The following is a 22,135-nucleotide window of genomic DNA, read 5'->3' on the forward strand; positions in this document are numbered from 1 at the left end:
CTAGGTTTTGTTTATTGCATGAATATTTCGATTTGCTTCCAGCTATTACCAGTATCATTCGCACTCCTCTTTCCTGGGGTAGAACGTCCTTCTTCCACATACTTTTTGATCATCTGTGTCATTTTATCCACATCTTTTTTGTAGCGTTTGTTACTGATGATATTCTTCTTCTCCGAAGGGTCTTCTTTAAGGTTAAAGAGTTGCATGTTGGGTAGTTTGGCTAGATCAGCAGGTTTATTAGGGTATCCCCATCCTCCTGAACCACCGTGGAATACTAATTTTAGCTGAGGCGTACGTAGAGATAGATAACCTTTTCCCGATTCATAGATAAGATCTTTTCGGGCAGAATTTCCCTTTTTGCTTAGTATAGGCCATATACTATAACTGTCCACCGCTTCTTCATCTTTCAATTGGTAGTTCACCATTTGGGCAAAGGTGGCATAGAAATCGGTGAGTGATACCAATGAACTGTTGGTTTCGTTCGTATATTTTCCTTGCCAGGAAACGATGAGTGGAATACGGTGTCCACCTTCATAAATGTCGTTTTTATAACCTCTGTAGATGTAACTTGGGTGATGCCCTTTATTTTCCATTTCTTCTACACCTATGTATGGAGCGCATCCGTTATCTGAAGTGAAAATAATGATGGTATTCTCTAGTTGATTGTTTTTCTTCAATGTTTCTACGATTTGCTGTACCATGTCGTCTATCATAATTACGAAATCTCCATAATCTCCTATGATTGTCTGACCTTGATATTTTTTTGTCGGCAATATGGGAGTATGCGGTGCTGTGATAGGAAGATATAGGAAGAACGGCTTTTTACTGTCACGCTGTTTATTAATGTAGTCTATACCATGACGTATAATATTGGGTAGGCAGTCTTGTGGCTCAAAATCGGCACCTGCGACTCCATTACGTATCAGTTTGATCCCCTTTTGCGGGCCAATGGTGCGATTGGGAAGAGCTGTCACTTTATCGTTTTCTACATAAACGTGTGGAGCTGTTCCGAGTGAAGCAGGTATACCGTAAAAATAATCGAATCCTCTGTCCGTAGGACCATTCTTGATAGGGAGTGAGAAATCCACATCCTGTTTGTTTTTGGCATTTTGAGGATATGCCCAATCCCAGCCAAGATGCCATTTTCCTATACAAGCAGTGTTGTAGCCGTTTTCAGAAAACATTTGGGCGATTGTACGGCGGTCGGGAGTAATCATAGCTGAAGAGAATCCGTTCAATACTCCACTTTTCATAGTTGTTCTCCAAGGATACCTTCCAGTGATAATGGAATAGCGTGAAGGAGTGGAGAGCGCGGAAGATGAATGGGCATCCGTAAAGGAAATTCCGGAGTGTGTCAGGTTATCAATGTTCGGAGTGTGGATTTTGGATTCCGGATTGAATGCTGAAATGTCTCCATAGCCTAAATCGTCTGCTAATATGAATATCACATTGGGCGATTGTGCCTTTACGGCAGTTGCCGCAAGGAGTATAGATGAGACTGTTATTAGTTTGTTCATCACTTTTGATTAAATCTTTTGTGAATTTTATTTTCTTTTCAATTGGTCAACGTGAGTTCAATGAACTTCAGAATGGTACAATGTGAAAAATCATCAAACCCACGTTTGTTATTTATTCTTGTACTATAACATTTATAGGACAAGTGAATCCTTTTTCAAATTTTGGGTATGCCGTACCCGAATTAGGCAGTGACTCGAATATGAAAGTGAATGTTCCCGCTTTATTCAACAAGGTACCTGCATCCGCATTGAAATCGACATACGATATGAAATACTTTTCATTTAGTTTTGAATCTTCAAAGAAATGAACGATCTCATTACTTTTCTTATTGGCTGTTCCAGCTCCAATTTTGGACTTATCACCGGCAACCTTTACAACATCTGGTGTGTAGAAACCTCTGAACCAATTGTTTTTGTTATCATCATGTGCTTTGAAGTTATAACCTGTTGGTGCTGTAGCCCCTTCCGGCTTGTATGTTGCAAACCAAATGCGCATAGCAGTATTACCTCCAAGTACTTCCCCTTTGGTCAGTATTTTCGTCTGCTGGTTACTTTTCTGTATTAATTCGCCTCGTATTGCTTTTACGGGATCGCTTTCTGTAGGTTCCCAATCTTCATTGAAAGTCGGTACGTCAGGAGTATCGGTAGTAAGGTTAGGGTTGACTATAAATCCGGATACAGGATTTTCTGTAATTGTAAATTCAAAAGGTACCCATCCTGTTTCTCCTGTGACAGGATGTTTGGGAAAATACTGTATGATGTTATTACCGGCATCTGTATTTGTATACTTGATGTATATTTTATAGTTACCTGGTTTTTCGATATAAGATTTGGGGGTTGAAGCACTGATAGTCCAAGATGCGGATGACATGGGACGTGTGCGGTTTCCGCCATAGAGTATATCAGGTGTGTTTTCGTCCCACATGCCTACAGATATTGGTTTTGAGTTTGTTCCATGAAAGAATATATCATTTTCTCCCCAAACGTGACTTAGAGTACCGTCTTTTAATGTAAAAGCTTCGGGGTATTGTTCTATATTTTCTGGTGTGGGAGTAAATAAGATAAGTGTTTTTACGCCATTATCTTCGGTAAAACCGGGACGAATGGCATTATTGGCAATCATTATGGAATTGTAGCGTAGATTAGCCACGCAGTTGTATGTAAGTCCTGAAATTTTGATTTCTGTGGAGGGACTGGACATTCGGGCATACCAAAATATTTGTTCGTTTTGTGCTCCGGTTGTTGGAGTAGATTGGTTTACCCAGTTAATTTCTCCACCGAGAAGAACAAAAGGTTTTTCACTAGTAGGAATAAGTTCGCGTGGAGGACGTTGAGTGCCCTCAGCCCAAATTGGAATTGTTTTAGTGATGGTGGTGCCAATTTTTTCTCCGTTTTCAAAAATGTCAAACGAAATAGGTACCGTTCCATCCTGCGTTGGGGTTCCACTTATCGGGAAATAAGCATATTGTTTATCTCCCTGAAAGGAGAGTTGTATCTCTCCGTCTTCTATTTTCAATCCTGTTTCGGATGACCGATCAACAAACTTGACAAGTAGTTTCCGACCAAACCCGTTGACGAACGGAATACCCAAGCGGTCACCCGGTTCGTTTTCATCACCAGCAAAAGCGGGGGTACCTTTAGCTAGGAATCCGTCTACATAAATGGTTGATTCTTGTACGTTTAACCCCTTTTCTTGTACAATATATTCTATTCCGGGGTGTTCGCAAGAACAGAACAGACTTGAAATAAACAATATGGATAGTAATGCGGTAATCTTATTCATAATCATGTTTCCTTTCGTTTATATAACATTTGTTATCTTGCACCATAATTCTGTGTCAGCTTAGGATTGGAACGTATCTCTTGTGACGGAATAGGAAATAAGGTACAGTATTGGTCAATCTCAAATTTTTCGCTCTTCATATAGTAGTTGTTCACATTAGGAGAGCTGTTGGAAGTATAAGCATTATAGAAATTGGTGAAGTGTTGGTTCATTACTTCTACTGCTTTCCCTGAGCGTACGAGATCGAACCAGCGATGTCCTTCGAACGCCAATTCCAATGTTCGTTCGTCATAGATTGCTTGGTAAACCTTTTCCGGAGTATCTAGAACCCATTCTTTATTAGAGTCTCCAGACGCAAGGTACGGAACAATACCGGCCCTTTCCCGTACAAGGTTGATTGTATTATTCAAAACGCTTTGTGACAGAACTCCGTCACTTATATGTGCTTCCGCTTCTGCCAATAACAGCAGTACGTCCGCAAAACGGAGGATATACCAATTGTCATCAGAATCATTTACTTTATATTCTGATGAACCCATGTATTTGCCACACATCCACTGGTCGTCTGCACTAAAGCCTTTGACAGAAGTCCGGAAAGAGGTACCAGTATAAGGGTCGTAAGGATATGCGACGTTTTGTGTATAATCTTTATTCTCATTAACCGGAAGATAAGAAATACCATCTGTGTCTAATTTGATGTTACCGTCGCTGATGCGTGTATCGGTGTAGATAACATCATCGAATTTGCGTACTTCATATTGATAATCGGGATACATGGAATCCCATTTCTTTGCCATGTCCATAAAATATCCGGTCGGTGCGCATGCGCCATTTCCTTGATTTGAAATGGGAGATGGGATATATCCGTTTGAGTTGGCTTTATTGCGGGGTGCATAGGATGCGGGTGAGAAAAGAGTGTAGAACGGGCTGCCCAATCCTTCTGCCTGCCCCGTTTTATATTCCACTTCCCATATAGACTCACTTGAATGTTTGTTTGTGGGCTTGAATAATTCACTGAAATTCGGGTACAATTCGTATCCTCCATTGTTTATCACATCTTCTAGATAATACTTGGCGGCTTCGTATTGCGTAGTGGTCGTTTCCGGATAAAATACGGTAATGTTTGGATTGGCAGATATATCTTTCCATGCTTCTACGTTGGGATAAGCAGCTTCTGTGATGTCGTTCGGCATGGATAGAAGTACTTTTCCCAGTAAAGCCTCTGCCGCATATTTATTAACTCTTCCTGTTGGAGTTTTCTCTCCGTTATTTGTTGAGCGATAAAGATTGTTAGATTCGATGGCGGTGGTCAAATCGGTGAGAATTCGTATATACACCTCTTCTGTGGATGCACGCAGATGACCTCTGGAATCTGTGTATTCTTGCGGGATATCCATAATGATGGGTACTCCGCCGTAAGCGCGAACTAAGTTGAAATAGAAAAGGGCACGTAGTACTTCGGCCTCTGCAATGTACTTCTGAACAGCTTCATCATTTCCGAAAAGTTCTTTTCCTTTCTCAATGACCGTGTTGGCTCTTATGATTCCTTTGTAGTGATGAGCCCAGTAGTTTTGGTTTCCGCTGTTGTTGGCAGATATGGTAAATTTTTCAATTTCATGTCGGAAAGTATTGGCATAATAATTGGTCTGATTCGGGAATGCGACATCCGAACGCACATCACCGAAGAGATAGATGCTGGCCGAATACAGTCCGTTGTCTCTCAATGAAGAGTAAGTTGAATACAATGCCGAACGTATATCATCGGGTGACTTGTAGAAATTTTTACCCGTTAAAGTGGTTTCCGGCTCAATGTCTAGAAAACCGGTACAAGCGGACATACAGGTAGTAACCAATGCCATTGTAAATATATTCTTCAAATTTTTCATATTCTTTTTCATGCTTTAGATTTATAATGTAACTTTCAGTCCCATGGTGAAATTTCTGGATAAAGGATATCCGGTACGGTCGATGCCCGGTGCGGTGGCCGAACGGAATGTGTTGGCTTCGGGGTTCATACCGGTATATTTGGTGAAAGTATGCAAGTTGTCGATATTGAAACTTAGTACTAATCCGTTTAAAAAGGTTTTCCGAAGCATTTTTTTGTCGAATGTGTACGAAAGTTGGATATTACGGATGGATAAATAAGAACCATCTTCGAGATATCGGTTGGTAAATTTACTCATTTCCGTAGTTGGACGTACATCATTGGAGGTGTAAGTACGGTCCGCTAAACCATTACCCGGCGATTCGGGCGAACGCCATCTGTCTACTACTTTGATGGAAAGGTTGTTATTGTTGTTTCCGCGGAGTGTTTCACGTAATGTATAGTTGTAAATCTGATTTCCGTATTGTCCGTTCAACTGAAAACTAAATGAGAAGTTTTTGTATGAGAATGTGTTGACCATACCGGCATTGAAACGTGGATAAGGATTTCCTATAATAGTACGGTCATTATCATCATAAAGTCCGTCACCGTTGAGATCATACCATTTACAGTCTCCTGGACGAACGTTCGGGTCGAAAGCTAGTCCTGAATAGGGGTCGTTCCGCAGTGCTTGAATCTCCTCCATTGACTGATAGATACCGCCGAATACATTTCCGTAGAACATACCTATCGGATAGCCTACTTTCGTGATGTTTGATTCTGCTACTCCATCAGTGATGGCTTCAGAATCGAGTCCTAGTGCCAATACCTTGTTTCGGTTGGCGGAGATGTTGAACGTAGTTGTCCATTTGAATTTGCCGGTCAAGTTACGTGATACGATATTGAACTCGATACCCTTGTTTTCAACGGAACCGACGTTTTGTAGCATGCGTGAAACTCCTAAAGTGCTTGGAACGATTGTATTGAGAAGCATATCGGAGGTGATAGACTTGTACAAATCAAGTTGCATGAATATTCGGTTGTGGAAAAGACCTATATCTATACCTAAGTTTGTCTGTTTGGACACTTCCCATTTCAAATCTGGATTAGCAATGTTCGATGGAGCCCAGCCATTTACAACAGAACCATCTACTATATACGATTGCTGTGACATTTTGGTCTCATAGTTGTAGTCTCCGATAGCATTGTTGCCGGACAAGCCGAAGCTACCTCGCAATTTGAGTTCACTAAGTACTTTCCTGAGTGGTTTCATGAACTTTTCTTCTGTCATAGCCCATCCTGCAGAAATGGAGGGGAAATAACCATATTTGTTGTTCTTTCCGAAGCGGCTTGAGCCATCTGCACGGAATACTCCTTGAACCATATATTTTCTTTTGTAGTCGTAGGTCAGTCGGGCTATGTAGGATAGCATACGGTCTTCGGTTTTATTATAATATCCTCCGTTGACTACACCTCCGTTGATGGAAGGTAGAGATTCTGTCGCAAAATGATAGGCGGATGTGTAGAGCTTGTTGAGTTGGTTGCTTTGTATAGTCATACCTCCTACGGCACTGATGTTATGGTCTCCGAACTCTTTCTGATAGGTCAGTATGTTTTCGTTAATCCACATGAGCTTGCGGGTCATTGTGGTGGAAGCCTCAGAGTCAGTACGGTTTTTGCCAATGGAAGCCGGATACCATATTGAGTTTTCGGATGACATGATATCGATAGCCAATGATGGTTTGAACGTTAATCCCTTGGCCAACTTTAATTCGAAGTTAAGACCGCCAACAATGCGATTCTGACTCGTTTCGTTTTTGTACTCATGAGCGATTCTGACTGGGTTGTCTTGGTTGTCAGCTAATGGCGAATCGGTAAGAGTGGGGAATGCACCGGTTTCGGGATCTCTTGAATCGGTTGCCTTAGTCGGTGCCAGGTTGTACTCTAATGTGGAAAAATATTCTCCATTCGGGAGTTTGACCGGGAAAAAGGGATACATGGAAATTGCGGTTCGGATTACACTGTTCGAGCCTTCTCCGCCTTCTCTGGTCCTTCTCTGATTGATAAACGTAGGAGCAAAGTTCACAGTTACTTTGGCCCATTTATTTAATTCGATGTCGAAGTTGGAACGGAAAGCGAATCTTTTCATTCCAGTACATATCAGAATACCTTCCTGGTCGAAGTATTCGCCGGAAATTCGGTAACGCATATTTTTACTTCCTCCTGCAATAGATAAGTTGTATTTCTGTTGAATGGCATTTTGGAAGATGGCATCTTGCCAGTCTGTATTGAGATTCTCGTCGAAAGGAAAATAGTCTTGATTTTGATTTGTTGTGTAACGGAATCTTTCATTCAGATTCTTATCTTTATAATATTCCAGCAATTGGGCTGTGTTCATCAATTCAAACTTATGTTGTATTTGGGCTATGGTGGTTGCGGCATTAATGGTTATTGTTGGTTTTGCACTTTCACCGCGCTTTGTGGTAATAAGTATTACACCATTGGCACCGCGCGAGCCATATACAGCGGTTGAAGCGGCATCTTTCAGAATCTGAATGTTGGATACATCATCAGGATTGACTGCTGACAGGCCGCCTTCCATCGGTATTCCGTCGACAATGTATAAAGGTTCCGAGCCAGCAGTAACGGTACCGATACCACGAACTTCTACATTAATATCACCACCGGGAGTTGCATCGGAAGTCTGTATACGAACTCCTGGCACTAAACCCGAGATGGTCTGTTCGATGGAAGAACCTACATATCCAGATAATTCTTCGGATTTGATGGAGGTCATGGCAGACGTTATTGTTCTTTTGGTCTGCGTTCCATAGCCAATAACTACGGTTTCATCCAACATATAGCCGTCTTCAATCATGACTACCTTAATAAGTTTCTTTGGATCTTTGATTGTGATCTCTTGTTTTTGAAATCCGATGAACGAAAATTCAAGAATTGGATTTTTACCTTTCGTTTGAATTTTGAAAGTGCCATCAATAGTAGTGGTGGTCCCATAATTGGAATTTTGGCAAAGGACATTCACGCCGGGTATAGGCTGTCCTTGCTCGTCAACAACAGTTCCTGTTGCAAATGTTCGGGCATTCTGGGCGTATGTATTTCCATCTGTATATGAAGAAACTGCAAATATGGAGAATACAATAATTAGGAAAAGAATGCGGATAGAAATAATATTTCTCATATAGTAATAAATTTAGTTATGCCACAAAAATACAATCAATATACTAATTTTTTATAGGATGTAAAGCCGCCAAAGAGAATTTGTAAAACAGTATAATATATAATGTATTGAATAGTAGTTGTTTATGTGTAGTGAGTGATGGGGAAAATGTAATAGGTGTGTGAACTGTTTATAGTTGAGGAAGGTGTTGAATATGGAGATATCGGATTTTATATTCATTTTTACCATAACTACATAAATTGTCTTTGTTTTTAATGTATTCATTTGATTTATAGAACTTTATCTGTTGGTGGACTTACTTTTATCTTAAAATGGAACCAGATGTGACTCAATGGTATTAGCATTTCGTATATTTGCATAAATATAAAAGTATTTGTTTTCCCTTTCAACAACTAAAATCGCATAAAATATGAAGAATCACTCAAGACATTTTGTAGCCGTTACTTGTGCTTTAGCAGCATTTTCTCCTGTTGAAATGATGGCTCAGAAACAACCTAACTTTGTTATTATCGTTGCAGATGATATGGGATATGGTGATGTGGGCATATATGGCAATGAGTATATAAAGACCCCTAATATTGATCAAATGGCCCGGAAGGGGATGATGTTCACAGACTTCCACTCGAACGGTTCAGTTAGTAGTCCGACGCGTTGCGGGCTATTAACCGGACGTTATCAACAGAGAGCTGGTTTGGAGAGAGTTCTTTTAGTACCCCGGAATGATAAAGATAAGGAGGTGGGACTTCCGTCGGAAGAAATAACCTTTGCAAAAGTCATGGGAGACAATGGATACCGGACAGCTTTGATTGGCAAATGGCATTTAGGATATTTACAGAAACATCATCCGATGAATTTCGGCTTTCAGAAGTTTGTAGGTTTTAAGTCCGGAAATGTCGACTATCAGAGCCACCGCAACCGTTATGGTGATATGGATTGGTGGGATGGACTGGAAGTGAAAGATATGCCGGGATACACAACAACCCTATTAACAACGCTCTCTGAAGATTATATAAAGGAAAATAAAGATAAGCCGTTTTGTCTATATATAGGACATGCGGCTCCTCATTCTCCCATGCAGGGTCCTCATGAGAAAGCGATTCGTACAGAGGCCACTCCGGAAGGGGATAAAAACTCTGATAGATCGAATAAAGAAATCTATAAAGATATGGTAGAGGAATTAGACTGGAGTGTAGGGCGGATTCTGGAGACACTGAAGAAATATAAACTGGATGAGAATACTTTCGTTGTCTTTTTCTCCGACAATGGTCCGGTAATAAATAATGGAGGTTCTGCCGGAGGATATAAAGGTGCTAAAGGAAGTCCATGGGAAGGTGGTCATCGTGTTCCTGGCATTTGTTATATGCCCGGTACTATTAAAGAGGGCACAACATGCGAACAAACAGTGATGAGTTTCGACCTTTTTCCAACTATGTTGGATATGGCTGACATTCATTATAACGATTCAAAGAAGAAACTGGATGGAACCTCTCTGGTGCCTTTGTTCAAAGGAGAAAATCTTGCTACAAGGCTTTTATTTTGGGGTAATGGTAATAAGACTATATCAGTGAGAGACGGTAAATGGAAACTGGTTCGTTACAATCAAAAGGGGGACATTACGCTGCATTTGTTTGATTTGAACAATGACCCATATGAGAAAAACAATTTGAGCAAGCAGGAACCTGAATTGGTTGAAAGACTGGACAAAGAGATTACCCGCTGGGCTGAGTCCGTCTATTCGGAAGTTCCTGATCAGTTTGCCCGAAAAGTACAGCGCACGAATAAAAAATAACACGTTAACATACATAGTAACTATGAAGATAGAAAAAACAGCCTTGTTGGCATTGGGAGCTGCTATGACTTCCGGTGCGGCTTTGGCCTCGAATACGGTTGATAAAGCGACTCCTAATGTCTTGCTGATTCTTGTAGATGATCTTGGATTGGGCGATTTGTCCTGCCAATATGCCAAAGATTTGAGTACTCCCAATATTGATCGCATCTTTGAAACGGGAGTACGTTTGGATAATTTTTATGCCAATTCATCGGTATCTTCTCCTTCGCGTGCCGCACTGTTGACCGGGCGTTTCCCGGCTATGGTAGGAGTGCCCGGAGTCATACGTCCCTCCGTTGACCAAAATTGGGGCTATTTTGATCCGTCTGCCGTCACTATGCCTGAGGTGCTCAAGAATGGTGGTTATAGAACCGCGTTGATTGGTAAATGGCATTTGGGTTGGGAAAGTCCGAACCTTCCTAATGAAAGAGGATTTGAACATTTTCATGGCTTTCTTGCGGATATGATGGATGACTATTACACGCATCGGCGACAGGGAGGGAATTATATGTACCTGAATGATAAGGAAATCGATCCTAAAGGCCATGCTACCGAATTGTTTACTTCATGGAGTGTGGATTATATCAAGAAAGAAGCAAAAGAGAAGAAGCCCTTTTTTCTTTATCTTGCCTACAATGCTCCCCATTCTCCTTTGCAACCTCCGGTAGAATGGGTGAACAAGGTGCAAGAGAGAGACAAGTCTCTGCCGGTTAAGCGTGCAAGGCTGATAGCCCTGATTGAACATTTGGATTATAATATAGGTAAGGTGATACAATCTCTTGAGGAAAGTGGTCAATTGAATAATACGTTGGTGATATTTGCTTCTGATAATGGAGGAGACCGGGGAAGTATGGCGAATAATGGTCCTACCCGGGGTGCCAAAGGCGATATGTTTGAGGGTGGTATTCATGTCGCTTGCGCATTGAATATGCCGGGAGTTTTCGAAGGTGGCCGACATGACAATCACTTCGTGGTGATGATGGACCTTATGCCTACTATATGCGACTTTGTAAATGTACCGGTCAAGCATGAGATAGACGGTATTTCCGTACTGGATGCCATTAAGGGAAAGACCCAGAACACAGAAGACCGCTTTGTCTTTTGGCTCCGAAATGAAGGTGGTGCGCAGTTTGGTGGCAAGTCACAGAGTGCTGTGAGGTATAATGAGTACAAACTATTACAGAATCTTCCCTTTGAAGAGGCGCAGATGTTCAATTTGGAAGAGGACTCTTTGGAAACTACTCCGTTACCTTTGCAAGGGGATAGGTTTCGGAAATTGAACAATGCAATGACCAGGCATTATCGTGCTTGGGGGGCAGTCCCTTGCCAGGCACCGTCTAAATAGAAACTTAAATTATAAAATAAAACTAGTATGATGAATTTAAAAATGAAAAACAAGACTCTGTTCCTATGCCTTCCAGCCATATTAAATGTCCCTTTTGGAGGCTCTTCTGTATTCGGGGCAAATCCAGAAAAAGTCAATAAAGAAAATAGCCCGAAACGTCCTAATGTACTTGTATTACTAACGGATGACCAGACATTCAGCACTATCCATGCCTGGGGTAATAACGAAATTCAGACTCCGAATATGGATAGGCTTGTCAATCAGGGTATGTCATTCACCCAAACTCACGTAATGGGCGGGCTCAATGGCGCCATCTCGCAGCCCAGTCGTGCGATGCTCCTTACCGGGCGCGGTCTGATGGATGTACACCGCAACGGACAAATCATCCCCAAGAATGAGAAAACATTTCCCGAACTGTTCCGCGAGAACGGCTATACAACCTTCGGAACCGGCAAATGGCATAGTGACAAAGCTGCATTCAACCGTTCGTTCTCTACGGGTGCAAATATTTTTTTCGGGGGAATGCATCCCTATGGAAATGAAAAGGAAGAAAAGGGACACCGATGCCCTTATCTGCATGAGTATGACCCGACAGGGAAATACAAAAATGGTCAATGGGTAAATGCATCACTCAATACTTTCTCATCTGAGTTGTATGCCGATGCCGCCATCAAGTTCATTGAAACAAATGCATCGAATGATAACCCGTTTCTGATGTATGTCGCATTTACTTCGCCGCATGATCCGCGTAACGTATTACCCGATTACGGACGCAAATACGGCAGCAAGGAAATTACGATGCCAAAGAATTTTGTCACACAGCATCCGTTTGATAATGGCGACCTTAATGAACGTGATGAAAAACTGTTGCCTACTCCGCGTGTACCGGAACAGGTGCTTGCTGAAAGGGCCCGCTATTATAGTATGGTGAACGAGGTAGATGTTCAGATAGGACGTATCCTTGATATGCTTGAAAAAAGCGGCAAAGCCGATAACACCATCATCGTATTTGCTGCGGACAACGGCCTTTGTGTCGGAGAACACGGACTGTTGGGGAAACAGAACTTATATGAAGCGGCGGTGAGAGTGCCTTTGGTGATATGCGGACCTAATATCCCGCAAAATGTTATGAGCGATGCCTACTGTTATCTTTATGACCTTTACCCCACTCTCTGCGATCTTTCGAAGATAAAGGCGCCGGCTACTGTTAAGGGTATTTCATTAGCGCAAACCATACAGAACCCGAAAGTGAAAAAGCGCAAGGACATATTGCTGACATATATTAACCTCCAACGAGCCATCAAGAAGGATGGTTTCAAACTTATACTTTACAATGTAGACGGTCAGCGTCATCCGCAGCTTTTTGACCTTAAGGCGGATCCAATGGAAATGAATAATCTTTATGATAATTCGAAGTATAGTAAAAAACGTGAAGAACTTACTAAATTACTTTATGCTCGAATGGCGTCTGTTGGCGATTTCTGTGATCCTACTAAACCGGATTGGGGCTATCCGACGAAATTGAAATGGGAACAAGTTGTCAAAGTCAATCCTTGATGTAGACAGATGTGTGCAAAGGGCTTTTTTAGCACCAATATGAGAAAATATTATTCCCACTGCAATGAGAGAAAACAGCTTATTACAGTGGGTGTTTTTTGTTATGGTGAGAGTAGCTTTTATTGCCCGATACGTCCCACTCTTTCTTCGAAAGAGTTACGGTCGCCAATAGCTTTGCTTCTCATTTTCGAGCGGTAATTGTAAATGGTAGACAGCGAATATTGCAAGAAATGGGCTATTTTTACACTGTCCGTGATTCCTAACCGAATTAGTGCAAAGATTCTCAGTTCAGGAGTCAGCAGTTTGCCTGTACCGGGTATTATGGCATTTTCGGGTGATAAGAGCGCATTGAAGTCTGCTACGAAGTTTGGGAATAAGTTGAGGATTGCTTTGTCGAAATTATTATAAAACTCTGCCAAGTCTCCTTCTGTATTTAGCGAAGACTTGAGGAAAGAAACCACTTTATTGATATCTTCACTCTTTGCTATTTTAAGGGCTCTTTTTTTGAAACTATCTATCTGAGTGATATAGTTGGTGTATTGCTCCATATATAATCCCACATATTCTTCCTTAATTTTACTGCTATCAGCCAGTGCAGAGTTTATGTTTTGTATTTCATCCAAATGATATGACAGGCTTTTATTGGCTTGTTCCACTTTTTTCTTTTGCTTCTTTAGTTGGGTGAAAAGTATAAATAATAGGATACAAACAAGGCACAGCGAACTGAGTAGGCTACTGATAATAACAAATTTGCGTTTTTCTTTCTCTTGAAAAGCTTTGTCAATGAAGAGATACATATCCGAGGCTTCGATAGTATTAATTCTTGCATTACATAAAATCGCATCTTCCATTGCATTTTTCATGTATGCGTATGCCCGATCTATATCTCCACTTTCAAAAATAAGTTTTGCCAATATTCGCAAAGAACGGTTTTCTCTAGTTCCGTTTATTACATCAGATATGGCGGATATGGTAAAATACCTGACCGCATTCTTAGAGTCACCTTTGCCTTGATAAGCGGAGGCTAATGAATAAGCTAATATACCGGCATTCCGCGAATATTGGGGATAGCTTAAATAAGCACTGTCAAGCATATGGATGGCATCATTATATTTCTTTTTGTGTAGCAGGATAGGAGCAATTGTGAAAGCTCGTATATTGGAAGGGACTTCTGCGCATTGGAGTAAGGAGTCGCGATAAGTTTGTTCTATCAAATCATTCTTGCGTGATTCTATTTCACTGGAAGCAAAATTCTTCTGGTGATTGTAGATAGTGGCTTGCCCGAGGAAGTATTCCACTTTAAGTTTGGGAGATAATAATTCATGTTGTATGGGATTGACGATGGACAATGCCTCTTTGAAAAATCCCATGGAAGATAGAATACGTGCATAGTCTAGCTTGGCTTCTATGATAAGCTTTCTATCTCCACTTTCTTGAGCTAACTCATTCATATGAATAGCATAGGTTAAAGCGGAATCTTTTTGAAAGGAAGAATAGGCGAAACATAATAATTCGGCTATTTGTACTTTTTTACGTATTTTATGATGTAACTTCAGTTCTATTTTAAGACTATCTATTTGCTCTTGCTTTTGTTCTGCATAATCTAATTTATACTTTAGGGCTTTATCTAATGTTTTTAGTAATGACTTGATTTCATCGTTAGCTGTAGCCGGATTGATAAAAATAAAGCAGAGTAATACAGGTAAAATGAACTTTCTCATGATTATATTAGATTTTATCGCTAAAGTTGAATTTGGGATAAAGGTAAATATAATATTTGATAAATACTAGCTTGTGATTTAATTCTCATGTTTGAGATTTATAATTCTATACCGAACCGTAAAAGTAAATACCGGTTTGATATGGAATCTTTTTCAAAAATGCCTATATAAAATTAGGAAATAATTGTTATTTATATTTTTGTGCGAACTCCGCCGAAACCGAATTGCTGAAACTTCGGCAAACTTCAGCAGCAAAGTCTTTTCCGCACTGAATGATTTTATCCCAGATCTCTTCATTCAAGTTATTCAGATCGCGGTAACGGACATCATATTTAAGTAGTCCGTAGATCAGGCCTGCGTTAAAGTTATCACCGGCTCCGATGGTGCTGACGGCTTCCAACGGCTCTATCGGATATTCTTTGCTGACCAGGTTGGTACGCAAAGATACTTTGTCGCCACCGGCGGTGCAGACAAAACGGGGACAGTAGAACTTTATCTTATCTTTGTATATCTTGTCTACGTCCTGCATATTATACATGTAGAGGAAGTCCTCCAAAGAACCGCGCACAATATCTGCATATTCCAGATTCTCGATGATGGTAGGGGCCAGTTTCATCGCTTCATTCTTGTGTGAAGAACGGAAGTTCGGATCATAGTAGATAATGGCTCTCTTCTCACGCGCCTGATCCAATAATTCGAGAATCTTATCCCGCAATACTGGATTCAAGGCATAGTATGAGCCTACCATGACAATATCATCCTCCTCCAATTTGGGAAACAGTACATCCAGACGTTGCTTCGGATAGTCCTTGTAAAAGATATATTCAGCGTCACTTTGCTCATTGAGGAAAGCGAGCGATACAGGTGATTTGCCATCGGGAAATACATTCACATGATTGGTTGGGATGTTGTTTTCACGCATGAATTGCAGGATGATATTCCCTACACGGTCATTGCCGGTCTCACTGATGAAACCGACGTTGACTCCCATCCTTCCTAAGGACACGATGCCGTTGAACACGGAGCCTCCCGGCACGGCTGCGGAAGGCTGTTCTCCTCGAAAGATGATATCGAGGATGGTCTCTCCGATGCCGATTACTTTTCGCATAGTGACCTTGATTTTTCTCCCAGATAACCACCGTGGTGGCGTTTCGAATATTCTTCTATGGTGAATTGGGTCTTTTTCATGGTCTGTACCACTAAGATATCGCCGATGACGGTCATCGCGGTTGTCGAGGTGGTAGGAGTCATTCCTAATGTACAGACTTCAGCCGGTTTTCCGGTGCTCAGGCAGACATCCGATTCTTGTGCTAACGGACTGTCCGGATTTCCGGTGATTACGATGAACTTCAAGTCCGGATCGAGGTTATGTGCCAACCGGGTCAGTTCGACAATCTCACGTGTCTTGCCGGAATTGGAGATTAATAAAAGCAAGTCGTTCTTCTGCAAGATTCCCAAGTCGCCGTGTTGCGCTTCGCTGGGGTGCAGGAAAACGGACGGAATACCGGTGGAACAGAAAGTAGTAGCAATGTTCATCGCAATTTGTCCGGCCTTTCCCATGCCGGAAGTAACCAGTTTCCCGTTTTTCTGATGTACTTGCTCTACAATCAGTTGTATAGCTTTCTCGTATGCGTCTGTTACAGGGATGTTGAGCACGGCTTGTGCTTCCTGTTGCAATAGTTGTTTGATGGAGTCTATCATATAATCAGTTTATTTTTTCTTTTAATTCTTCCGGCGTGTTTGCTATTTCGTAATAGGTGGAGAAAGGCTGCCGGGCAAATCCTTTATCCTCTAATGTCTTGAGTGTTTTCAACAGTTCGTCATAGAAACCATATTCGTTGTAGAAGATGACTTTTTTCCGGTGGTATCCGATGGAAGCGGCAGCCATTACATGGAATATCTCGTCCAATGTGCCTATGCCTCCCGGCAATGCTACCAGGATATCCGATTTCTCTGTCATGATATCTTTCCGCTCACTAAGGTTGTGGGTATGGATCACTTCATCAAGGAACGTGCAGACACGTCCTTTCTCTTCCAGTTTGGTAGGAACTACCCCGATTACTTTACCGCCGTTTTCCTTCACGGCACGCGCTACGCATTCCATAAGTCCGAGATCGGCTCCTCCATAAATCAACGTTTTACCTGTTTTACCCATCCACTCACCGATTTGGCGGGCACTTTCAAAGTACATTTTGTCAATGTTTGCGGCGGCAGAACAGAATATTCCTATCTTTTCCATATACGTTGTTACTGTTATAGTCCACAAATATCTGCAATTTTCTATAAACAGCAATAAGTTTTATTGTATTTTTGCGGCATAATTCAATAAGGAAGTAGAAAACAATGCATTATAACGAATATACACTACCGAATGGCCTTCGTATTATCCATGAACCGACTCTCTCGAAAGTAGCTTATTGTGGTTTTGCCATCGACGCCGGAACACGAGACGAGGCGGAGCACGAACAGGGGATGGCTCATTTTGTGGAGCATCTCATCTTTAAGGGGACGGAGAAGCGGAAAGCCTGGCATATCCTTAACCGGATGGAGAATGTAGGCGGCGATTTGAATGCCTACACCAATAAAGAAGAAACGGTAGTCTATTCCGCTTTCCTGACCGAACATCTGGAACGGGCGCTCGAATTGCTGGGGGATATTGTGTTTCATTCCACTTTTCCCCAACACGAGATTGAGAAGGAAACGGAGGTTATCATTGATGAAATTCAATCATACGAAGACACTCCGTCGGAATTGATATTCGATGATTTCGAGGATATGATTTTCCGTAACCACCCGTTGGGGAGGAACATCCTGGGTAAGCCGGAACTGTTGCGTAGCTTTCGCACCGAAGATGTCCTTTCGTTTACGCGCCGGTTCTATCAGCCGGGAAATATGGTATTTTTCGTTCAAGGGCAATATGACTTCAGAAGAATAATCCGTCTGGCGGAGAAGTATCTGTCGGATGTCCCTGCCGGAGAGGTAAACAGCCGACGTGTGCCTCCTCCGCTTTATGCTCCCGAGCATTTGACGGTCGCTAAGGATACGCATCAGGCTCATGTGATGATTGGCAGTCGTGGATACAATGCGTATGACGATAAGCGTACGGCGCTTTATTTGCTGAACAATATTCTTGGCGGTCCCGGTATGAACAGCAAGCTGAATGTATCTCTGCGCGAACGTAGGGGACTGGTATATAATGTCGAGTCCAATCTGACTTCTTACACCGATACGGGAGCTTTCTGTATCTACTTCGGCACTGATGTTGAAGATATGGATACCTGTTTGAAACTGACTTATAAGGAGTTGAAGCGGATGCGGGATACGAAGATGACTTCGTCCCAGTTGGCGGCGGCCAAGAAGCAACTGATAGGGCAAATAGGAGTGGCTTCGGACAATTTTGAAAATAATGCTTTGGGAATGGCGAAAACCTATTTGCATTATCACAAATACGAGTCGTCCGAGCTTGTCTTTAAACGCATAGAAGCTTTGACGGCGGAACAGTTGTTGGAGGTGTCCAATGAAATGTTTGCAGAGGAATATTTGTCCACGTTGATTTACAAATAATTAGTAGGCGGTCTTGCTTTTCGCTGATTAAATTCGTATCTTTACAAGTTTTATTCTTTTCTCTAAAGAGATGTCACTCTATAAGGTGCCGTTTGTCACCCTATAAAGTGCCTTTTGTCCCTTTGTAAGGTGCCGATGGTCACCTTGCAAGGTGACGACTTCCCGGCTACATAAAACCGCACTGTTTTCTGCACAGAACATTCTTATTCTCTGCACTGAAGAGTCCTAAACATAGTAAGAAAAGAATTATGGCTTATTACAATTTGAAGAAAAAACCGTCCCTTACCACGAAAGAGGGTGATAAGGAAACAATGTATGCCGACATTGTGTATAGCGGAACGATTACGGCAGAGCGTCTTATCCGGACAGTGGCCCAGAGAACCGGTTTCAAGGAGGGGATGATAGAAGGAATCCTTTCCGAGTTGCAGAACGAGACGTTGGAGTACCTGAGTGAAGGATATCGGGTGGAGTTGGGAGAGTTTGGATTCTTCTCTGCCAAAGTAAAGTCCCGCCTGGTGGAGAACAGGAATGACTTACGTTCAAATTCCGTTTCCTTTGATGGGGTGAATTTCCGTGCGTCCAAGTCTTTCCGTACCGGTATTAGGGGAGATTTGGAACGTAGGAGATGTATCGGTTTCCGTACTTCGAAAGAGTGGGACAGGAAGCAACTGGAACAAATTGTATTGCAGCATATCCGGAAGCATGGGTTCATCACAAGGGCTACTTATACTGAACTCACAGGTCGCTTGAAGAACTCCGCGCTTGCCGACCTCAAATCTTTTGCGGCCGAAGGGATTATCAAGAGAGTGGGACGTGGCAATCAGATGCATTTTATTGTGCCGCTCGTTGACGATCTGTAGCTTGTGTGCGTATTTGCGGAACGGATGAAGAGTGATTCTAATTAAAAAAGAGGAATGCTACTTGTTTTCGTCTGTATAATTCGTATTTTTGTAGCAGATACGTGTGTGATAACAATCTAAAAACAGAGGCAGTATGTTGGTAACGGGTAGAAAACTCCCCATCGGGATTCAGACTTTCGAGGATATTCGCAATGACGGGTATCTGTATGTGGACAAAACGGCATTGATGTGGACTATAGCGAACATTGGCAAGCCTTTCTTTTTAAGTCGTCCGCGCCGGTTCGGAAAAGGTCTGTTGATATCTACGTTCGAAGTCTACTTCAAGGGGAGACGTGAGCTTTTTACGGGGCTTGCTGTGGAAGAGTTGGAGAAGAAGTGGGAAGAGCATCCAGTGCTTCATCTTGACTTGAATGCCCGTAAGTACACCACTCCGGCGGATTTGGATGCTATTTTAAATCAGCACTTAGAACGATGGGAAGCGGTGTATGGAGAAGAAAAGCGTGACCGTGCTTCGGAAGAACGTTTTGCTTATGTCATCCGTCGTGCTTCCGAACAGACGGGCAAGGGTGTTGTGGTATTGGTGGATGAGTATGATAAGCCACTGTTGCAGGCCATTCAGAATGAACCTCTTCTTGAGTCTTACCGTTCTACCTTAAAGGCTTTTTACGGGGTATTGAAGAGTGCGGACCGTTACCTCCGTTTTGCGTTTCTGACCGGTGTCACAAAGTTTTCTCAAGTTAGTGTGTTCAGTGACTTGAATCAGTTGAATAGCCAGACTGAACGTCATTATCAAGTCATCATATATTTAATATTCAAGCTGATGGGGCAGTTCACCCAAGCGGAGGTCCATAGCTCACGGGGTCGTGCAGACGCTGTTGTAAAGACTCCTAAGTTTGTTTATGTATTCGAGTTTAAGTTGAAAGGAACTGCCGGACAGGCCCTGCAACAGATTGAAGAGAAAGGCTATACGCTTCCTTATGCGGCAGAGGGTCGGCAAGTGATAAAAGTCGGTGTGGAGTTCAGTGCGGAAAAGCGGAATGTGGAGCGCTGGATGGTAGAAGAAGAAAAATAACTGAATAACTAACCTTTGTATTTTAAGCTTGATACTCCAATGAAAAAGAATAGTCTGTTATTCCTTGTATTTCTTTCTTTGCCGTTATATACTTGGGCCGATAAGACTTTAGATTCACTCTTGAACGTGCTTGACCGGACGATTCAAGAGCATGAGACATACGTTGCCCAACGTGAGTTGCGTATCGGACATCTTAAGTCATTGGTAAATGGAATAGAGGTCAAGTCAGCGGAACATTACAACTTGAATAATCAGATATACAAAGAATACAGAGCTTTTATCTGCGATTCCGCCATTCATTATTTGAATGAGAATATACGGATTGCAGAGTATCTGCATGATACAGACCGGAAGATAGAAAGCAAGCTGCAGCTCTCATTACTACTATCTTCGACGGGGATGTATACAGAGTCTATCGACGTTTTGGAGTCGGTAGACCGTCAGGAGGTAGCCGCTCGCTTAATCCCGGATTATTACACTTGTTTCGATCATGTGTATGGAGAATTGAGCGTTTATACACAGGATAAAGCCCTTTCGGGACATTATTGGAGTATCTCGCAGGCATATAGGGATTCTTTGTACGCCATATTGCCGCCTGCATCGGAAGAACGTCTGTTGATGCGTGAAGCGTTGCTTCGTGACCAACATCAATATGAGGAAGCCTTGAAAATAAATGACCTCCGATTGGCGGAGATGGAGCCGTATACACCTCAATATGCGATGGCCACTTATCATCGTTCCCTCATCTACAAATACAGTGGGGATCATCTAGGGGAGGAGAAGAATCTCTGCATCTCCGCTATTTCAGATATTCGTTCGGCTATTAAAGATCATGCGTCGCTGTGGATGCTTGCCCAACTTCTTTATGAGGACGGAGATATGGAGCGTGCCTATCAGTATATGCGTTTTTCATGGAATGCGACCAAGTTCTACAATGCCCGTTTGCGTAGCTGGCAAAGTGCTGATGTACTTTCACTGATTGACAAGACTTATCAGGCAATGATTGAAAAGCAGAATGGTCGTCTCCAGCAATATCTGTTGCTTATCACTACATTGCTGGTACTGTTGATAGTGGCTTTGGGCTATATCTATCGTCAGATGAAGAAACTTGCGGATGCACGAAACCATCTTCAACAGGCTAACGAGCAGTTAAACGGACTGAATGAGGAGTTGAGGCAGATGAACAGTTGTCTGTCATCCACCAACATAGAACTTTCAGAGTCCAATCAGATTAAGGAGGAATATATCGCGCGGTTTATCAAGCTGTGCTCCACCTATATTAACCGTTTGGATGCTTATCGGCGTATGGTGAATAAGAAAGTATCCGCCGGACAGATAGCGGAACTTTTAAAGATAACCCGTTCGCAGGACGCTCTTGACGAAGAGTTGGAAGAGTTGTATGCCAACTTCGATACAGCCTTTCTACATCTGTTCCCCGATTTCGTGAAGAAGTTTAATGACCTGCTGCAGGATAATGAACGGATTGTATTGAAGAAAGACGAACTGTTGAATACCGAATTACGTATTTTCGCTTTGATACGTCTAGGCATTGAAGACAGTTCACAGATCGCTGAGTTCCTTCGTTATTCGGTGAACACAATCTATAATTACCGTGCAAAAGTGAAGAACAAAACTCGTGGCTCGAGAGAGGATTTTGAGGATTTAGTACGAAAAATCCGCTAATCAAGGTTGTAAACTATCCACTTTTTTAGACTGAAGAAAAGAGAGTAAGCTTTTGGAAATGAATTGTTTGCCTTTTAATGGTATCCACTTATTGCCCCCTCCTTATGAATCCGTTCTCATTTCTTTATAATTTTGACCTGTG

The 22,135-nt window shown here is 42.1% G+C and carries 15 protein-coding genes; 7 read left to right on the forward strand and 8 right to left on the reverse strand.

Annotated features, from left to right (window positions below; translation table 11 throughout):
- Nucleotides 1–11: 11 nt before the first annotated feature.
- The 4 genes from H8S63_RS13160 to H8S63_RS13175 all read right to left on the reverse strand — a co-directional run bounded on the left by H8S63_RS13160 (nucleotide 12) and on the right by H8S63_RS13175 (nucleotide 8,363).
- Complete coding sequence (locus tag H8S63_RS13160) at nucleotides 12–1,517, reverse strand: arylsulfatase (protein WP_186927041.1); 1,506 nt, start codon at nucleotides 1,515–1,517, stop codon at nucleotides 12–14.
- A 112-nt stretch (nucleotides 1,518–1,629) separates the two neighbouring features.
- A complete protein-coding gene (locus H8S63_RS13165; RefSeq protein WP_229102265.1) occupies nucleotides 1,630–3,300 on the reverse strand; it encodes a hypothetical protein in 1,671 nt (556 codons plus the stop codon).
- Nucleotides 3,301–3,332: 32 nt separating this feature from the next.
- Nucleotides 3,333–5,186, reverse strand: coding sequence for a RagB/SusD family nutrient uptake outer membrane protein (locus H8S63_RS13170; RefSeq protein ID WP_008023835.1), 1,854 nt, complete (start codon nucleotides 5,184–5,186; stop codon nucleotides 3,333–3,335).
- A 21-nt stretch (nucleotides 5,187–5,207) separates the two neighbouring features.
- A complete protein-coding gene (locus tag H8S63_RS13175) occupies nucleotides 5,208–8,363 on the reverse strand; it encodes a TonB-dependent receptor (RefSeq protein WP_008023837.1) in 3,156 nt (1,051 codons plus the stop codon).
- Between the two features lie 409 nt (nucleotides 8,364–8,772).
- Between H8S63_RS13175 and H8S63_RS13180 the strand changes: the two genes are divergently transcribed.
- The 3 genes from H8S63_RS13180 to H8S63_RS13190 are packed head-to-tail and all read left to right on the forward strand — an operon-like array spanning nucleotide 8,773 to nucleotide 13,093.
- The gene (locus H8S63_RS13180; RefSeq protein WP_186927043.1) at nucleotides 8,773–10,152 is read left to right on the forward strand and encodes a sulfatase-like hydrolase/transferase; all 1,380 of its coding nucleotides are present in this window, start codon (nucleotides 8,773–8,775) and stop codon (nucleotides 10,150–10,152) included.
- 22 nt (nucleotides 10,153–10,174) lie between these two features.
- On the forward strand, nucleotides 10,175–11,536 hold the full coding sequence (locus tag H8S63_RS13185; RefSeq protein ID WP_186927044.1) for a sulfatase: 1,362 nt from the start codon (nucleotides 10,175–10,177) through the stop codon (nucleotides 11,534–11,536).
- A gap of 27 nt (nucleotides 11,537–11,563) precedes the next feature.
- A complete protein-coding gene (locus tag H8S63_RS13190; RefSeq protein WP_186927045.1) occupies nucleotides 11,564–13,093 on the forward strand; it encodes a sulfatase-like hydrolase/transferase in 1,530 nt (509 codons plus the stop codon).
- 119 nt (nucleotides 13,094–13,212) lie between these two features.
- On the opposite strand, the gene H8S63_RS13195 is transcribed toward H8S63_RS13190, so the two are convergent.
- From H8S63_RS13195 to H8S63_RS13210, 4 genes are all read right to left on the reverse strand, one after another.
- On the reverse strand, nucleotides 13,213–14,814 hold the full coding sequence (locus H8S63_RS13195; protein ID WP_186927046.1) for a DUF6377 domain-containing protein: 1,602 nt from the start codon (nucleotides 14,812–14,814) through the stop codon (nucleotides 13,213–13,215).
- Nucleotides 14,815–15,001: 187 nt separating this feature from the next.
- Nucleotides 15,002–15,922: a carbohydrate kinase gene (locus H8S63_RS13200; protein ID WP_186927047.1), complete on the reverse strand. Its 921-nt coding sequence runs from the start codon at nucleotides 15,920–15,922 to the stop codon at nucleotides 15,002–15,004.
- On the reverse strand, nucleotides 15,910–16,515 hold the full coding sequence (locus H8S63_RS13205; protein WP_007749866.1) for an SIS domain-containing protein: 606 nt from the start codon (nucleotides 16,513–16,515) through the stop codon (nucleotides 15,910–15,912). The genes H8S63_RS13200 and H8S63_RS13205 overlap by 13 nt, the downstream gene beginning before the upstream one ends.
- Nucleotides 16,516–16,519: 4 nt before the next feature.
- Entirely contained in the window at nucleotides 16,520–17,053 is a 534-nt protein-coding gene (locus H8S63_RS13210) for a TIGR00730 family Rossman fold protein (RefSeq protein ID WP_007749864.1), read from the reverse strand.
- A 104-nt stretch (nucleotides 17,054–17,157) separates the two neighbouring features.
- Between H8S63_RS13210 and H8S63_RS13215 the strand changes: the two genes are divergently transcribed.
- The 4 genes from H8S63_RS13215 to H8S63_RS13230 all read left to right on the forward strand — a co-directional run bounded on the left by H8S63_RS13215 (nucleotide 17,158) and on the right by H8S63_RS13230 (nucleotide 21,993).
- Entirely contained in the window at nucleotides 17,158–18,378 is a 1,221-nt protein-coding gene (locus tag H8S63_RS13215; RefSeq protein WP_186927048.1) for a pitrilysin family protein, read from the forward strand.
- Between the two features lie 248 nt (nucleotides 18,379–18,626).
- Nucleotides 18,627–19,238: an HU family DNA-binding protein gene (locus tag H8S63_RS13220; RefSeq protein WP_186927049.1), complete on the forward strand. Its 612-nt coding sequence runs from the start codon at nucleotides 18,627–18,629 to the stop codon at nucleotides 19,236–19,238.
- Nucleotides 19,239–19,371: 133 nt separating this feature from the next.
- Nucleotides 19,372–20,310 (forward strand): AAA family ATPase, encoded by a 939-nt coding sequence (locus H8S63_RS13225; protein ID WP_186927050.1) that lies wholly within the window; start codon nucleotides 19,372–19,374, stop codon nucleotides 20,308–20,310.
- A 39-nt stretch (nucleotides 20,311–20,349) separates the two neighbouring features.
- Complete coding sequence (locus H8S63_RS13230; RefSeq protein ID WP_186927051.1) at nucleotides 20,350–21,993, forward strand: DUF6377 domain-containing protein; 1,644 nt, start codon at nucleotides 20,350–20,352, stop codon at nucleotides 21,991–21,993.
- Nucleotides 21,994–22,135 lie beyond the last annotated feature (142 nt).

This window comes from Bacteroides sp. NSJ-39 (genome assembly GCF_014287315.1).
In the GTDB taxonomy this organism is placed as follows: Bacteria; Bacteroidota; Bacteroidia; order Bacteroidales; family Bacteroidaceae; genus Bacteroides; species Bacteroides finegoldii.

Excerpts from the sequence above, each read along its gene's own strand:
- H8S63_RS13160 (WP_186927041.1), bottom strand. The coding sequence starts at position 1,517 with ATGAACAAACTAATAACAGTCTCATCTATACTCCTTGCGGCAACTGCC.
- H8S63_RS13165 (WP_229102265.1), bottom strand. The coding sequence starts at position 3,300 with ATGAATAAGATTACCGCATTACTATCCATATTGTTTATTTCAAGTCTG.
- H8S63_RS13170 (WP_008023835.1), bottom strand. The coding sequence starts at position 5,186 with ATGAAAAATTTGAAGAATATATTTACAATGGCATTGGTTACTACCTGT.
- H8S63_RS13175 (WP_008023837.1), bottom strand. The coding sequence starts at position 8,363 with ATGAGAAATATTATTTCTATCCGCATTCTTTTCCTAATTATTGTATTC.
- H8S63_RS13180 (WP_186927043.1), top strand. The coding sequence starts at position 8,773 with ATGAAGAATCACTCAAGACATTTTGTAGCCGTTACTTGTGCTTTAGCA.
- H8S63_RS13185 (WP_186927044.1), top strand. The coding sequence starts at position 10,175 with ATGAAGATAGAAAAAACAGCCTTGTTGGCATTGGGAGCTGCTATGACT.
- H8S63_RS13190 (WP_186927045.1), top strand. The coding sequence starts at position 11,564 with ATGATGAATTTAAAAATGAAAAACAAGACTCTGTTCCTATGCCTTCCA.
- H8S63_RS13195 (WP_186927046.1), bottom strand. The coding sequence starts at position 14,814 with ATGAGAAAGTTCATTTTACCTGTATTACTCTGCTTTATTTTTATCAAT.
- H8S63_RS13200 (WP_186927047.1), bottom strand. The coding sequence starts at position 15,922 with ATGCGAAAAGTAATCGGCATCGGAGAGACCATCCTCGATATCATCTTT.
- H8S63_RS13205 (WP_007749866.1), bottom strand. The coding sequence starts at position 16,515 with ATGATAGACTCCATCAAACAACTATTGCAACAGGAAGCACAAGCCGTG.
- H8S63_RS13210 (WP_007749864.1), bottom strand. The coding sequence starts at position 17,053 with ATGGAAAAGATAGGAATATTCTGTTCTGCCGCCGCAAACATTGACAAA.
- H8S63_RS13215 (WP_186927048.1), top strand. The coding sequence starts at position 17,158 with ATGCATTATAACGAATATACACTACCGAATGGCCTTCGTATTATCCAT.
- H8S63_RS13220 (WP_186927049.1), top strand. The coding sequence starts at position 18,627 with ATGGCTTATTACAATTTGAAGAAAAAACCGTCCCTTACCACGAAAGAG.
- H8S63_RS13225 (WP_186927050.1), top strand. The coding sequence starts at position 19,372 with ATGTTGGTAACGGGTAGAAAACTCCCCATCGGGATTCAGACTTTCGAG.
- H8S63_RS13230 (WP_186927051.1), top strand. The coding sequence starts at position 20,350 with ATGAAAAAGAATAGTCTGTTATTCCTTGTATTTCTTTCTTTGCCGTTA.